Source organism: Stenotrophomonas sp. 116085_Sma, assembly GCF_056479585.1.
In genome coordinates this window covers 3,874,099-3,886,827 of record NZ_CM151057.1, presented here as the reverse complement: position 1 = coordinate 3,886,827, position 12,729 = coordinate 3,874,099, and the positions used below count along the sequence as shown (strand labels likewise).

12 protein-coding genes and 1 tRNA gene are annotated in these 12,729 nt (G+C 66.8%); 5 read left to right on the top strand and 8 right to left on the bottom strand.

Annotated features, from left to right (window positions below):
* The first annotated feature begins 73 nt into the window (after positions 1-73).
* Both ACZK0Z_RS18090 and ACZK0Z_RS18085 read left to right on the top strand, forming a co-directional pair.
* Positions 74-1,591, top strand: coding sequence for an alanine/glycine:cation symporter family protein (locus ACZK0Z_RS18090; protein ID WP_049429891.1), 1,518 nt, complete (start codon positions 74-76; stop codon positions 1,589-1,591).
* Positions 1,584-2,417, top strand: a complete 834-nt coding sequence (locus tag ACZK0Z_RS18085) for a TrmH family RNA methyltransferase (protein ID WP_049429892.1) — start codon at positions 1,584-1,586, stop codon at positions 2,415-2,417. Before ACZK0Z_RS18090 ends, ACZK0Z_RS18085 begins: the two co-directional genes overlap by 8 nt.
* A gap of 184 nt (positions 2,418-2,601) precedes the next feature.
* On the opposite strand, the gene ACZK0Z_RS18080 is transcribed toward ACZK0Z_RS18085, so the two are convergent.
* The 4 genes from ACZK0Z_RS18080 to ACZK0Z_RS18065 form a co-directional block, all read right to left on the bottom strand.
* The gene (locus ACZK0Z_RS18080) at positions 2,602-4,023 is read right to left on the bottom strand and encodes a M28 family peptidase (protein ID WP_197633146.1); all 1,422 of its coding nucleotides are present in this window, start codon (positions 4,021-4,023) and stop codon (positions 2,602-2,604) included.
* 242 nt (positions 4,024-4,265) lie between these two features.
* Complete coding sequence (mscL, locus tag ACZK0Z_RS18075) at positions 4,266-4,670, bottom strand: large-conductance mechanosensitive channel protein MscL (RefSeq protein WP_049429896.1); 405 nt, start codon at positions 4,668-4,670, stop codon at positions 4,266-4,268.
* A 54-nt stretch (positions 4,671-4,724) separates the two neighbouring features.
* Entirely contained in the window at positions 4,725-5,441 is a 717-nt protein-coding gene (locus tag ACZK0Z_RS18070) for a fumarylacetoacetate hydrolase family protein (protein ID WP_049429897.1), read from the bottom strand.
* A gap of 75 nt (positions 5,442-5,516) precedes the next feature.
* On the bottom strand, positions 5,517-5,798 hold the full coding sequence (locus tag ACZK0Z_RS18065; RefSeq protein ID WP_010481462.1) for a hypothetical protein: 282 nt from the start codon (positions 5,796-5,798) through the stop codon (positions 5,517-5,519).
* Between the two features lie 178 nt (positions 5,799-5,976).
* Here ACZK0Z_RS18065 and ACZK0Z_RS18060 point away from each other — a divergent pair, with 178 nt between their 5' ends.
* Positions 5,977-6,312 (top strand): Rieske 2Fe-2S domain-containing protein, encoded by a 336-nt coding sequence (locus tag ACZK0Z_RS18060; protein WP_197633145.1) that lies wholly within the window; start codon positions 5,977-5,979, stop codon positions 6,310-6,312.
* A 344-nt stretch (positions 6,313-6,656) separates the two neighbouring features.
* Here ACZK0Z_RS18060 and ACZK0Z_RS18055 read toward each other — a convergent pair whose 3' ends face one another.
* From ACZK0Z_RS18055 to thiS, 4 genes are all read right to left on the bottom strand, one after another.
* The gene (locus tag ACZK0Z_RS18055) at positions 6,657-8,504 is read right to left on the bottom strand and encodes an SLC13 family permease (RefSeq protein WP_197633144.1); all 1,848 of its coding nucleotides are present in this window, start codon (positions 8,502-8,504) and stop codon (positions 6,657-6,659) included.
* A 27-nt stretch (positions 8,505-8,531) separates the two neighbouring features.
* Positions 8,532-9,266 (bottom strand): tRNA (guanosine(46)-N7)-methyltransferase TrmB, encoded by a 735-nt coding sequence (gene trmB / locus ACZK0Z_RS18050; protein ID WP_049429900.1) that lies wholly within the window; start codon positions 9,264-9,266, stop codon positions 8,532-8,534.
* Positions 9,266-10,060, bottom strand: a complete 795-nt coding sequence (locus ACZK0Z_RS18045) for a thiazole synthase (protein ID WP_005410813.1) — start codon at positions 10,058-10,060, stop codon at positions 9,266-9,268. The genes trmB and ACZK0Z_RS18045 overlap by 1 nt, the downstream gene beginning before the upstream one ends.
* A 117-nt stretch (positions 10,061-10,177) precedes the next feature.
* Complete coding sequence (thiS, locus tag ACZK0Z_RS18040) at positions 10,178-10,378, bottom strand: sulfur carrier protein ThiS (protein ID WP_049429902.1); 201 nt, start codon at positions 10,376-10,378, stop codon at positions 10,178-10,180.
* Between the two features lie 207 nt (positions 10,379-10,585).
* Between thiS and ACZK0Z_RS18035 the strand changes: the two genes are divergently transcribed.
* Both ACZK0Z_RS18035 and ACZK0Z_RS18030 read left to right on the top strand, forming a co-directional pair.
* Positions 10,586-12,421, top strand: coding sequence for an autotransporter domain-containing protein (locus ACZK0Z_RS18035; protein ID WP_197633143.1), 1,836 nt, complete (start codon positions 10,586-10,588; stop codon positions 12,419-12,421).
* A gap of 116 nt (positions 12,422-12,537) precedes the next feature.
* A tRNA-Gly gene (locus ACZK0Z_RS18030) sits at positions 12,538-12,611 on the top strand.
* Positions 12,612-12,729 lie beyond the last annotated feature (118 nt).

Genomic DNA, 12,729 nt, shown 5'->3' with positions numbered 1-12,729 from the left:
GATCAGGGAGAATCGACCGGTCCCCTCCAGCCGACGGGACGTCCTTACAACCCGCCGACTGGAGAGAGCGCGCGTGGAAGCTACCGTACATTTCATCAACAGCATCATCTGGAGCAAGGCACTGATCTTCATGTGCCTGGCCGCCGGCCTGTTCTTCAGCCTGCGCACCCGCTTCATGCAGATCCGGGGTTTCGTCGAGATGTGCCGCCTCACCGTCAGGGGTGAGAAATCCGACGCCGGCGTGTCCTCGTTCCAGGCCCTGGCCATGTCGATGGCGGGCCGCATGGGCATCGGCAACATTGCCGGCGTGGCTACCGCCATCGCCTTCGGCGGCCCCGGTGCGATCTTCTGGATGTGGGTGATGGGCTTCCTCGGCGCGTCCACCTCGTACGTGGAATGCACCCTGGCGCAGATCTACAAGACCAAGGACGCCGAAGGCCGCTACCGCGGTGGCCCCGCCTACTACATCGAAAAGGCCATGGGCCTGAAGTGGTACGCGCTGGCCTTCGCCATCGCCACGATCATCGCTGCCGGCTTCCTGATGCCGGGCGTGCAGGCCAATGCCATCGCCGACAGCATCATCAACGCCTGCCGCGGCACTGCCCTGTGCGGTCCGCTCGATGGCCAGGCCTTCGGCATGGAGTCCGTGCAGGCGCTGAAGCTGGGCATCGGCATCGTCGTGGCCCTGCTGCTGGGCGTGGTGATCTTCGGTGGCGTCAAGCGCATCGCCAACTTCGCTGAAGTGGTGGTGCCGTTCATGGCAGCCGGTTTCATCCTGATGGCCATCGTCATCATGATCATCAACTACGACCGCGTGCCGGAAATGTTCGGCATCATCTTCAAGAGCGCCTTCGGCACGCACGCGGCGTTCGGCGCGATGATGGGCCTGGCGGTGGAGTGGGGCATCAAGCGCGGCATCTACGCCAACGAAGCCGGCCAGGGTTCGGGCCCGCATGCGGCGGCCGCCTCGGAAGTCTCGCACCCGGCCAAGCAGGGCTATGTGCAGGCCTTCGCCATCTACTTCGACACCATGATGGTGTGCACCGCCACCGCGTTCCTGATCCTGGCCAGCGGTACCTACAATGTGTACTCGCCGGTGCCCGGCGCCGCGCCGATCTTCCAGGGCCTGGCCGGCATTCCGGAAGGCGCGGGCTACGCGCAGGCTGGCGTTGAAGCGGTGCTGCCGGGCTGGGGCTCGGCGTTCGTCTCGATCGCCATCTTCTTCTTCGCCTTCACCACCATCATGGCGTACTACTACATGGCCGAGACCAACCTCAGCTATGTGAACCACAACAAGAAGCGCCCACTGACCGTGCTGCTGCTGCGCCTGGGCATCATCGGCATGGTGGTGTTCGGCGCGTTCCACAATGCCACCCTGGCCTGGGCGCTGGGTGACATCGGCGTGGGCCTGATGGCCTGGCTGAACATCATTGCCATCCTCATCATCCAGAAGCCGGCGATGCTGGCCCTGCGTGATTACGAACGTCAGAAGAAGCTCGGCCTGGATCCGATCTTCGACCCCGATGCCCTGGGCATCAAGAACGCCGATTTCTGGCGTCAACGCAAGCTGGAGTTGTCCCGTAGTGAATGATCCCTGGAAGAATGCCCGCCGCCCGTCGTCGCGACCGCCGCGGGCCACCCCGCTGCCTCCGCGTGAGGGCGGCACCCCGCCGCCGCCGGGGCGCGGCAACGACGAACTGCGCCTGTATGGCTGGAACGCCGTGCAGGCCCTGTTCGCCAAGCGCCCGCAGGCGCTGCGCAAGCTGTACCTGGTGGACGCGCTGATTCCGCGCATGCAGCCGGTGCTGAAGTGGTGCGTGGCCAACCGCGTGGGCTATCGCGTCGTCGAGGAAGGCGACCTGAACAAGCTGGCTGCCACCACCCATCACGAAGGCCTGGTGGCCGACGTGCTGCGCGCGCCGGTTGTGCCGCTGGCACAGTGGCTGGCCGATCTGGGCGAAGGCCCGGCGCTGGCGTTGTGGCTGGACGGTGTCGGCAATCCGCACAATTTCGGCGCGATCCTGCGCTCGGCCGCGCACTTCGGGGTCAAGGCGCTGCTGCTGCCGGCAGGCAGCACGCTGGCGCTGTCCGGTGCTGCCGCACGCGTGGCCGAAGGCGGTGCGGAATCGGTGCAGCTGGTGCAGTTGCCGGAGACCGCGGAGGCGATGGCACAGCTGCGCAGCGCCGGTTTTGGCCTGGCCGCGACGCTGGTTGAGGGCGGTGATGACGTGTTCCGCGCGTCGCTGCCGGACAGGCTGGTGTATGTGATGGGCGCCGAAGGCGAAGGCATGGACCGTGGCCTAGCGAGCCAGTGCGATCTGCAGGTCTCGATTCCCGGCAGTGGTGCGGTGGAGAGCCTCAACGTGGCCTCGGCCACGGCGGTGCTGCTGGCGCAGTGGGCAAGCCGACGCGGCTGAGTGGCGCCCGGTGGGTGCGAAATCTGCCTTGGTGGGTGCGAACCTTGGTTCGCACCGCTCCTGCCGCTTCACTCGCCGGGCATGGCCCGGCGTTACCGATGCGGGATCTGCCTTGGTGGGTGCGAACCTTGGTTCGCACCGCTCCCACCGCTTCACTCGCCGGGCATAGCCCGGCGTTACCGCATCACTCGTTTGGCGGCGTGGTCGCCTTGGCCTCGCTGCCGAAGTTGCCATCGGCTTCCGCCGCCAGGTACGCGAACACGGTATACGCGGCCACGTTCTGCGCCAGCGCCTTCGGGTCGATCTTGTCCAGCGTGTCGTCGGCGGTGTGGTGCAGGTGGAAGTAGTCCGAACCATCCTGCGCCAGCCACGCCCACGCACCGCCCTTGGCGGCCAGCGGGCCGACGTCCGGGCCCGGGCCACCCTTGTCGGCCTGGTACTCGATGCCCAGCGGCTTCATCACTTCGGCAATCTGCTTCGTCGCTTCGCGCGAGCCTTCCGGGTTCGGCGAACCGGTGTTGAAGGCGTAGATGCGACCAGCACCGAAATCGCTCTCGGCAGCCAGCTGGTGCAGGGCCACGTCCTTGGCGTGCGCTTCGGCGTAGGCCTTGCCGCCGTACAGGCCTTGTTCCTCGTTGGCGAAGGCGATCACGCGGATGGTGCGCTTCGGTGCCTGCTTGAGCAGGCCGATCAGGTGGCCTGCGGCCATGGTGATGCCCACGCCCGCGCCGTCATCCACCGCGCCGGTGCCCAGGTCCCATGAATCCAGGTGACCACCAATCACCACCACTTCCTTCGGCAGGCTGCGGCCGGTGATCTCGCCGATCACGTTGTACGAGGTGGCGGTGCCATCCCAACCGCAATCCAGCGCGACCTTCACCGTGGTGCTGCCACGGGCCAGCAGGCGCGCCAGCTGGTCGGCATCGGGCACCGACAGCGCCGCCGACGGCACCGGGGTCAGGCCGTCATCGAAACGGGTGATGCCGGTGTGCGGCACGCGGTGCGAATCGGTGCCGGCCGAGCGCATCAGGAAACCCACCGCGCCCTTGCGGATCGCCTCGGACGGGCCCTTGCTGCGGATCGCGCCGCCACGGCCGTAGTCGCGGCCATCGCGGAACGGCAGCATCTGGTAATCGACGAAGGCGATCTTGCCCTTCAGCGAACCGGCCGGTGCGGCCTGCAGCGCGGCCAGGTCGGCGAAGCGCACCACCTCGGCCTCCACGGTGCCGCCCGGGCTGCCACCCAGTGCGGTGATCTGCAGCGGCTGCGGGTTCCTGCCGGTCACGGCGGCGTGTTCACTGCGGCGCTCCCACTTCGGGAACGTCACCGGCTCCTTCCATACCTTGTCGAAGCCGAGGGCCTTGAACTTGGCCTCAGCCCAGGCCACGGCGCGGGCGTCGGCTTCGCTGCCGGCGATGCGCGGACCGATTTCGGTGGTAAGCGATTCGACCACCTTCCAGCCGGTGTCGTCGGCCAGTGCCTGATCGCGCAGCTGTGCAGCGGTGGCCAGCGATGCCGGGGGCAGGGTAGTGATGTGCGGCGCCGCAAAGGCCGGAGCGGCCAGCAGGGCGAGGGAGGATGCGATGGCAAGGACGCGGCGACGCATGGGCAACTCCGGAAGGGACCAAGCCTTGGAGCTTAACAGTCGTTCAGGCCCGCGCATGGGCGGGAGGTCATGCCTGGCGCGAACGCTGTTTTCCGCCATGTCCGGCAAAGCGAAGGCCCCGCCGGAGCGGGGCTTTCGCCTGCTTCTGTAGAGCCGAGCCCATGCTCGGCTGCCTTTTGCAGATCAACCGAGCGTGGGCTCGGCTCTACAGGTGGGAGGGGCGCCGACGGCACCCGGTACCCTTACTTCTTCAGGCTGTCGCGGATCTCGCGCAGCAGCACCACTTCCTCGGCCGGGGCGGCCGGTGCTGCTTCCTGCTTGCGCGACAGGCGGTTGATCGCCTTGACCACGATGAAGATGGCGAAGGCCACGATCACGAACTGGATGACGGTGTTGATGAAGTCGCCATAGCCAACCACCACGGCCGGAATCTCCTTGCCATCCGGGCCCAGGTGAGCCGGCGACAACGTCCAGGCCAGGCTGGAGAAGTCCACGCGGCCGATCAGGTAGCCCAGCGGCGGCATGATGATCTTCTCGACCAGCGCGGTCACGATCTTGCCGAAGGCCGCGCCGATCACCACGCCGACGGCGAGGTCGATGACGTTGCCGCGCATCGCGAATTCCTTGAACTCGGTGAGCATTCCCATTGTTGTTGTTCTCCGGTGGGGAAGTGGACAGCGCGCAGGGTAGCGCAGGTGATGTCAGCCCGCGATCACGCCATGGCGTTCGGCCACGTTTTCCAGGCGCGCACTGAAGCGATCGCCCGGCTTCAAAGCGGCGACCCCGGACGGCGTGCCCATGAACACCAGATCGCCCGCGCGCAGCTGCCACAGCTTGGACAGCTCGTGCAGGATCTCCGGCACGTTCCAGATCATCTGGTCCAGCAGCGCCTGCTGGCGCACCTCGCCGTTGACCTCCAGCGACAGGTTCAGCGCGGCCAGGTCGCCCACTTCCTCGGCGTGGACGATTTCGCTGATCGGCGCGGAAGCATCGAAGCCCTTGGCCGCGTCCCACGGGTGGCCCTTGTCCTTGGCGGCGGCCTGCAGGTCGCGGCGGGTCAGGTCCAGGCCCACGGCGTAGCCGTAGACCAGTGCATCGGCATCGGCCACGGCCAGCTCACCGGCAGGTGCATCGCTGCCGATCGCCACCACCAGTTCCACTTCGTGGTGCAGGTTGGCAGTCGCCGGCGGGTAGGGGATGGCATCGTCGTGACCGACCACGATCGCATCGGCCGGCTTGCTGAAGAACATCGGGCGGCCGCGGTCATCGGCCGCCGGCACCGCTGCGCCCATTTCGCGGGCGTGGTCGGCGAAGTTGCGGCCGACGCAGTAGATGCGGTGCACGGGGAAACTGCCGCCACCGGCTACCGGCACACGCGGCAGGGCTACGGCAGGGATCACATCGGAGACATCGGACATGCGGGCATCCAGGAAGGGCGTGCCCGCAGTCTAGAACGCATGGCGCCCGCCGTCAGCGGGCGCGGATGGCGCAGGTCAGCGCGAGACCGGCAACACCGGCTTGCGCACCACGCGGTACTCGCCCTCGACCACGGTCGGGTCGACCGGACGCGCGGCACCCGGCTTGCGCGAGGCCAGCAGCTTCCACGCCAGGCCGACCATGATCATCGCCGCACCAACAAACACGCCGATGAACACCATCGCGGCCAGGATCGCCAGGCCAAGCAGGCCCACGGCAACGCGCACCAACGGATGGCGCGGCTTGCGCGGCGCGAACAGGGTGCGGAACTGGTTGAAGGCGGATGCGCGATTGAACATGGCGGCTCGATAGGCTGGGATCAGCGAAACCAGAGTATCGGGACGCGCCACTGTCATTGAGTGAAAAACTCGTTAAATATAGCCTGTGCTTATTACGGATCAATGACTTGTGTTCATGTCGCAGCCAGTCACCTGAGCAGGCATGCGACAATTCCGGTTTACCGTCCGAGCCTTCGCCATGACTACCGCCGCTGCCCTGATCGCCCTTGAAGCCATTGCCGATGGCGCGTTTGCCGAGGTCGAAGCGGTGGTTGATGGCGATGCCGAGTCGCTGGTGCTGTACCGCGACGGCGGGCAGGTCCGAGCCTTCCTGAACATCTGTCCGCACGCCGGCCGCCGCCTGGACTGGGCTCCTGGCCAGTTCCTGAAGAGCCGTGAGGGCCACCTGGTGTGCGCCGCGCATGGCGCCTCGTTCGCCCTGGACAGCGGCGACTGCATTGCCGGCCCGTGCAAGGGCGACCGCCTGCGCACCGTGCCGGTGGATGTGCGTGACGGGCAGGTTTACCTGGCCTGAGGCCGGAAGCAGTCGAGCACGGCTCGACTCTACAAAAGCCGTGTCGACCAAGGTCGACACCCACCAGAGCGAGATCCGTGCCGACCAACGGTCGACACCCACCAGAGCGAGATCCGTGCCGACCAAGGTCGGCACCCACCATCAGCAGCATGAACCTGTCGAAGGCGGGGCACTGTGGGTTTGCGGGGTGTGAGCGGCATGGATGCCGCGACCAAGCCCCCATGGACGGGTTCACGGCGTCCCCGCAAACCCACAGTGCCCCGCCATCCCACGGAATGCACGCTGTTGCTGTTGCTTCGGCTTCTGCGGGTGCAGGGCGCAGCCCTGCCAACAAGCCCCAACCCTCAGAACATCAGGTTGATCATCAACACCACCACGCAGGTGTAGATCAGCGACAACGGTCCGCCGACCCGCCACATCTCGCGCGGGGTGTAATTGGCCGGACCGGTGATCATCGAAATCACCGGATTCGACGCCGTCATCAGGTTGTTGGACGCCGACAGCGCCACGATCAGCGCGAACGCGGTCGGGTTGCCACCGGCCGCCAGTGCCAGGTTCACCGCAATGGGCACCATCACGATGGTCGCACCCACGTGGCTGATCACCAGCGAGAACGCCGTGGTCAGCAGCGCCAGTGCCACTTCCAGCACCCAGATCGGGATACCGGTGGGCAACTTGTCGATGGTATGGCCAGCCACCCACGCCGCCGCACCGCTGGAATCCATCGCCCAGCCGAGCGGAATCAGCCCGGCCATCATGAACACCGTCTTCCAGTTGATCGAGGCGTAGGCCTCGTCCATGCGCAGCACGCCGGTCAGCAGCATGCCAGCCACGCCGGTCATCAGCGTCAGCGCCACCGGCAGCTTGCTGGTCAGCGCGATGAGGATGGTCAACGCGAAGATCGCCATCGCGATCTTGAACTTGTGCGGGCGCTGTTCGCCCGTCGGGTAGTCGGTCACCACCACGAAGTCGCGGCTGCGCGCGGCCTGCGCCAGGTCGGTCCAGATGCTGTGGAACACCAGCATGTCACCGGCGCGCAGCTGCACATCGCGCACGTCCTCGCGGATCACCTGCTTGTCGCGGTTGATCGCCAGCAGGCTGATGCCGCGCTCCTTGCGCAGGCGCAGATCGGCCGCGCTCTTGCCGATCACGTTCGAGGTCGGCGGCACCACCGCCTCGGAAATACCGGCACGGCTGGGATTGAACAGGTCGCCCAGGTGCTTCAGGCGCGAGGACATGCGCAGGAACTGGTTCTGCGCGAAGTCGCTGATCTGCTCACGCGGCCCCATCGCACCGAGCACGCTGCCAACCCAGATGCGCATTTCCGCCGGCGGCGCCAGGCGGGTGTCGTTGCCGGTCTTCAGGGCAAGCAGCAGCGGCGCGTCGTGCAGGTTCTCGGCCTCGCCCAGGGTCATGCCCACCAGCGGGCTTTCGGCACTGACCACCAGCTCGAACACATCACCTTCAATGCCGTAGGTCTTGGCGAAGTAGCTCTCGGTGCGCGCCGGCGTGACACCGTCGTTGACCAGGCTTTCTTCTTCGACCAGCTTGCGGTCGCCGTAATAGCGGAAATACAGCAGCGAGGCGATCAGCAGGGCCACGCCGATGGGCAGCGGCGCGAACATGCGCAGCGGTTCGATGGTGGCCAGGCCCGAGGGCAGGTTGTTGTTGGCCGAGGCCAGCAGATCGTTCAGCAGGATCAGCGGCGAGTTGCCGACCATGGTCAGCGCGCCGCCCATCACGATCGCCGCCGAGATCGGCAGCAGCAGGCGCTGCAGGGTCAGGCCGGTGCGCGCTGCCAGCCGCGAAGCGACCGGCAGGTACAGCGCCATCACCGACGGGTTCTGCATGAAGGACGAGTTCAGGCCGGCGATGGCCGTGGTCATCATCAGCAGCCGCTGCTCGACGCCATGGCCGCGCCGCAGCAGCCAGGCGGCCAGCCGGTTCAGCGCCCCGGTGCGGTCCAGACCCGCACCGAGGATGGTCGTGGCGATGATGCTCATCACCGCGTTACCGGAGAAGCCGCCGAAGATCTCTTCTGGCGCGATCAGGCCGGTGACACCCAGCACCACCAGCACCACCAGCGCGACCACGTCGGCGCGGATGCGCTCGAACAGGAACATCGCCATCGTGAAGCCGACCAGCCCGAGCACGAGCTTCATGTCGTTGGTCAGCGTCAGCGCGGTATCCATGTGGGGCGCGGTGTCCTCAGATGATCGTCAGGTGCGGTCGTACAGCAGGTCCCAGACGCCATGGCCGAGCTTCTGGCCGCGGGTCTCGAAGTGGGTCTGCGGGCGCCAGTCCGGGCGCGGCACGCTGCCACGCGGGCCGGCACGGTTGACCAGCCCGGCGGTGGCATCGAGCACGTCCCACATCTGCTCGGCGTAGTCTTCCCAGTCGGTGGCGCAGTGCAGGCGGCCGCCCGGGCGCAGCTTGCGCACCAGCAGGTCGGCGAACGCCGGCTGCAACAGGCGGCGCTTGTTGTGGCGCTTCTTGTGCCACGGGTCCGGGAAGTAGATGCGCACTTCATCCAGCGCACCGTCGGCGATCTCGTTCTGCAGCACCTCCACGGCATCGTGGTGGTACAGGCGCACGTGGTCGGCGTTGTCCTCGGCCAGCGCGTTCAGCAGGCGACCCACGCCCGGGGCATGCACTTCGATGCCGATGTAGTCGCGCGACGGGTCGTGCTGGGCGGCGAAGCGCAGCGCGGCACCGTTGCCGAAGCCGATTTCCAGCACCTTGTGCGCCGGGCGGCCGAAGGTGGCATCCAGGTCGCGCGGCTGGCCGTTGTAGTCGATGCCGAAGCGCGGCCAGCGTTCATCGAACGCGCGCTGCTGGGCGGGAGTGAAACGGCCCTGGCGCAACACGAAGCTGCGCACCTCGCGGCGGCCCTCGCTGACGGTGAAGGGCTTGGGCGGGGCCTTGGAACCGGCGCTGTCGAAAGGATTGGTCATCAGCCGATCAACCCATCCACCGGCGAGGACGCGCTGGCATAGCGCTTGCGCGGAATGCGCCCGGCCAGGAAGGCCTCGCGGCCGGCCTCGACGGCCTTGCGCATGGCACTGGCCATCAGCACCGGGTGGCGTGCACCGGCAATGGCGGTGTTCATCAGCACGCCATCGCAGCCCAGCTCCATTGCGATCGCCGCGTCGGAGGCGGTGCCCACGCCGGCGTCGACGATGATCGGCACCTTGGCGTCTTCGATGATCTGCAGCAGGTTGTACTTGTTCTGGATGCCCAGGCCCGAACCGATCGGCGCGGCCAGCGGCATCACCGCGGCGCAGCCGATCTCTTCCAGGCGCTTGGCCAGGATCGGGTCGTCGGAGGTGTAGACCATCACCTCGAAACCGTCCTTGACCAGCTGCTCGGCAGCCTTGAGGGTCTGCACCACGTCCGGGTACAGCGACTTCTGGTCGCCCAGCACTTCCAGCTTGGTCAGGTTGTGGCCGTCCAGCAGCTCACGGGCCAGGCGGCAGGTGCGCACGGCATCTTCGGCGGTGTAGCAGCCGGCGGTGTTGGGCAGGATGGTGTAGCGCTCCGGCGGCAGCACGTCGAGCAGGTTCGGCTCCCCCGGGTTCTGCCCGATGTTGGTGCGGCGGATCGCCACGGTGACGATCTGGGCGCCTGCAGCCTCGGTGGCCAGGCGGGTTTCTTCCAGATCCTTGAACTTGCCGGTGCCGGTCAGCAGCCGCGAGCCATAGGTCTTGCCGGCGATCACCAGCGAATCGGGGGAGACATGAACGTTCATGGCGCGATTATCGCCTATCCGCCTGAAGATGGGGTCATACAGCGGGCAGGGCCGAGCATGGGGTCAGAGCCCTTTGCCACCGGCAAAGGGCTCTGACCCCTGAAGACCCGCGCAGCCTCAACCCCCGCCCAGTGCGTGCACGATCTCGACCACATCACCCTCGGCCAGTACATGTTCGCCGTGGCGGCTGCGGCTGACGATTTCGCCATTGACCTCCACGGCCACCCGGCGCTGCAGCAACTGCTCGGCCTCGAGCAGGTCGTGGACGGTCGCCGAAGCGGGCAGGGTGCGGGGTTCGCCATTGAGCTGGATGTTCATCCGCGCATTGTCGCCGATAGCCCGCCGGGATCGGAACGCTTGCAAATTGAACGGGGCGCCAGCTCCGGCACAGCAGGTTTCCCGGTGATCGGGCGACAATCCATGCGGCGGCGCAGCGTGAGCAAAACGCGGCGCAGTGAAACCATTCACCGTGCGCCGGCGTACGTGCGCCGGGTCCCCAATGATTTCCCCACAGGAGTTTCCTACATGCAGCTCAGCAAACACCCGATCCGCTCCCTGATGGCGGCCGCGATCGCGCTGGCCGCGCTTCCGGCCATGGCAGGCGAATCCCCGTATTCCAAGGCCGTGTTCTTCGGCGACAGCCTGACCGATGCCGGCTATTTCCGCCCGCTGCTGCCGGCCGATGTGCGCCCGGTAACCGGCCAGTTCACCACCAACCCGGGCTGGGTGTGGTCGCAGCAGGTCGCCAACTACTATGGCCTCAATGGCGCCGCCAATGGCAACGGCCAGAGCGGTGACAACTACGCGGTCGGCGGTGCCCGCGTCGGCGTGGACGTGGCGAGTCCGATGGGAACCATCCCGTCGCTGAAGTCGCAGGCGGCCCGTTATCTGGCTGCCAATGGCGGCAAGGCTGACGCCAATGTCCTGTATACGGTGTGGGGCGGTGCCAATGACCTGTTCGCCGCCGCCGCTGCGCCGACGCAGGCACAGGCCATCATCGGCGCCGCCGTCACCGACCAGATCGCCCTGGTCGGCGCGCTGAAGCAGGCCGGTGCCGAATACGTGCTGGTGCCGAACCTGCCCAACGTCGGCCTGACTCCGGCCTTCCGCGGCCCGAATGCCGCCGCTGCCACCGCGTTGTCGGCCGGCTACAACAAAGCGCTGTACGGCGGGCTGAAGCAGGCCGGTATCGAGTTCATTCCGCTCGATACCTTCACCGTTCTGGGCGAAGTCGCCGCCAATCCAGGCATGTATGGCTTCACCAACGTCACCAGCACCGCCTGCAAGATCGATCCGGCCAACTCGACGCAGAGCATCCTGACCTGCAATCCGACCAGCTACGTCAGCCCGGATGCGGCCAACACCTATCTGTTTGCCGATGGCGTGCATCCGACCACGGCGGGCCACCAGCTGCTGGGCCAGTACGCGGTCTCGGTGCTGGAAGCCCCGCGCCTGCAGCAGGTGCTGAGCCACTCGGCGCAGACCATTGGTCGCTCGCGTGCCGACCAGGTCAGCATGCACCTGGGCGGTCGTCCGGCCGACGGCCTGTCCTGGTGGGGTGGCGTGCGCGGTGACCTGCAGCGCTACGACCACGCGGATCTGTACGACGGCCTGGCGCCGGCCGGCCTGTTCGGCATCGACTGGGCGCGCGACGGCATGGTGGTCGGCGGCTTCGCCGGCTTCGGCCGCCTCAACGCCGATTTCGGCAACAGCCGTGGCGACTTCACCCAGAAGGACACCACCGCCGGTCTGTTCGCCGGCTGGTACGGCGATCGCATCTGGGTCAACGGCCAGGTCAGCTACACCTGGCTGTCGTATGACGTGAACCGCAAGGTCCAGCTCGGCCCGGCCACCCGCGAGCACGGTGGTTCGCCGGACGGCAGCAACCTGACTGCCGCCCTGAACGCCGGTTACGAGTTCGGCACCGAAGGCGGCTTCCGCCACGGTCCGATCGCTTCGGTGATCTGGCAGAAGGTGAAGATCGATGGTTACACCGAAAGCGCTGCGGCCGGCACCCTGGCCACCGCGCTGGGTTACGACCGACAGAACGTTGACTCGACCGTTGGCCGCATCGGCTGGCAGGCCCGCTTCGATGGCGGCACCGTCAAGCCATACGCGCAGCTGACCTACGACCATGAGTTCGAAGACACCAAGCAGGCCAGCGCATGGCTGCAGACGCTGCCGGAACTGGGCAGCTATCGCGTGCCGGGCCTGAACTTCGACAAGAACTACGCCACCGTGGTGCTGGGTGCCCGTACCGAGCTGTTCGGCCTGCAGAGCAACTTCGGCCTGAGCGCTTCGGCCGGGCAGAAGCGTGCCCAGGACGCGACGCTGTTCGCCAACTTCAGCGGCAGCTTCTAAGCAGAAACCAGGCGGGGTCGGATCCCTTTCGGCAACGAAAGGGCTCCGACCCCGCTCTGATGCGGGGGGCACCATTGCACAACACCGGCCCCAGCGCATAGACTTTCCACCGCAACGCGGGCGTAGCTCAATGGTAGAGCTGTAGCTTCCCAAGCTACTGACGTGGGTTCGATTCCCATCGCCCGCTCCACCCTGCGGTCTGGGCCAGTATCAGATGCTCCGGGTTTCCGCACAGCCCTGTGGTTCAACCTGCAGTTTCCACGTTGCTGCGCCACGCGGTCCTGCCACAGCTGCCGTTGATCGACGCT

What these genes read in the sequence shown, in the direction of transcription:
- ACZK0Z_RS18070 (WP_049429897.1), bottom strand. Translation starts at nt 5,441, where the DNA reads ATGTCCGATGTCTCCGATGTGATCCCTGCCGTAGCCCTGCCGCGTGTG.
- ACZK0Z_RS18045 (WP_005410813.1), bottom strand. Translation starts at nt 10,060, where the DNA reads ATGAACGTTCATGTCTCCCCCGATTCGCTGGTGATCGCCGGCAAGACC.
- ACZK0Z_RS18080 (WP_197633146.1), bottom strand. Translation starts at nt 4,023, where the DNA reads ATGCGTCGCCGCGTCCTTGCCATCGCATCCTCCCTCGCCCTGCTGGCC.
- ACZK0Z_RS18055 (WP_197633144.1), bottom strand. Translation starts at nt 8,504, where the DNA reads ATGGATACCGCGCTGACGCTGACCAACGACATGAAGCTCGTGCTCGGG.
- ACZK0Z_RS18060 (WP_197633145.1), top strand. Translation starts at nt 5,977, where the DNA reads ATGACTACCGCCGCTGCCCTGATCGCCCTTGAAGCCATTGCCGATGGC.
- mscL (WP_049429896.1), bottom strand. Translation starts at nt 4,670, where the DNA reads ATGGGAATGCTCACCGAGTTCAAGGAATTCGCGATGCGCGGCAACGTC.
- trmB (WP_049429900.1), bottom strand. Translation starts at nt 9,266, where the DNA reads ATGACCAATCCTTTCGACAGCGCCGGTTCCAAGGCCCCGCCCAAGCCC.
- ACZK0Z_RS18035 (WP_197633143.1), top strand. Translation starts at nt 10,586, where the DNA reads ATGCAGCTCAGCAAACACCCGATCCGCTCCCTGATGGCGGCCGCGATC.
- thiS (WP_049429902.1), bottom strand. Translation starts at nt 10,378, where the DNA reads ATGAACATCCAGCTCAATGGCGAACCCCGCACCCTGCCCGCTTCGGCG.
- ACZK0Z_RS18065 (WP_010481462.1), bottom strand. Translation starts at nt 5,798, where the DNA reads ATGTTCAATCGCGCATCCGCCTTCAACCAGTTCCGCACCCTGTTCGCG.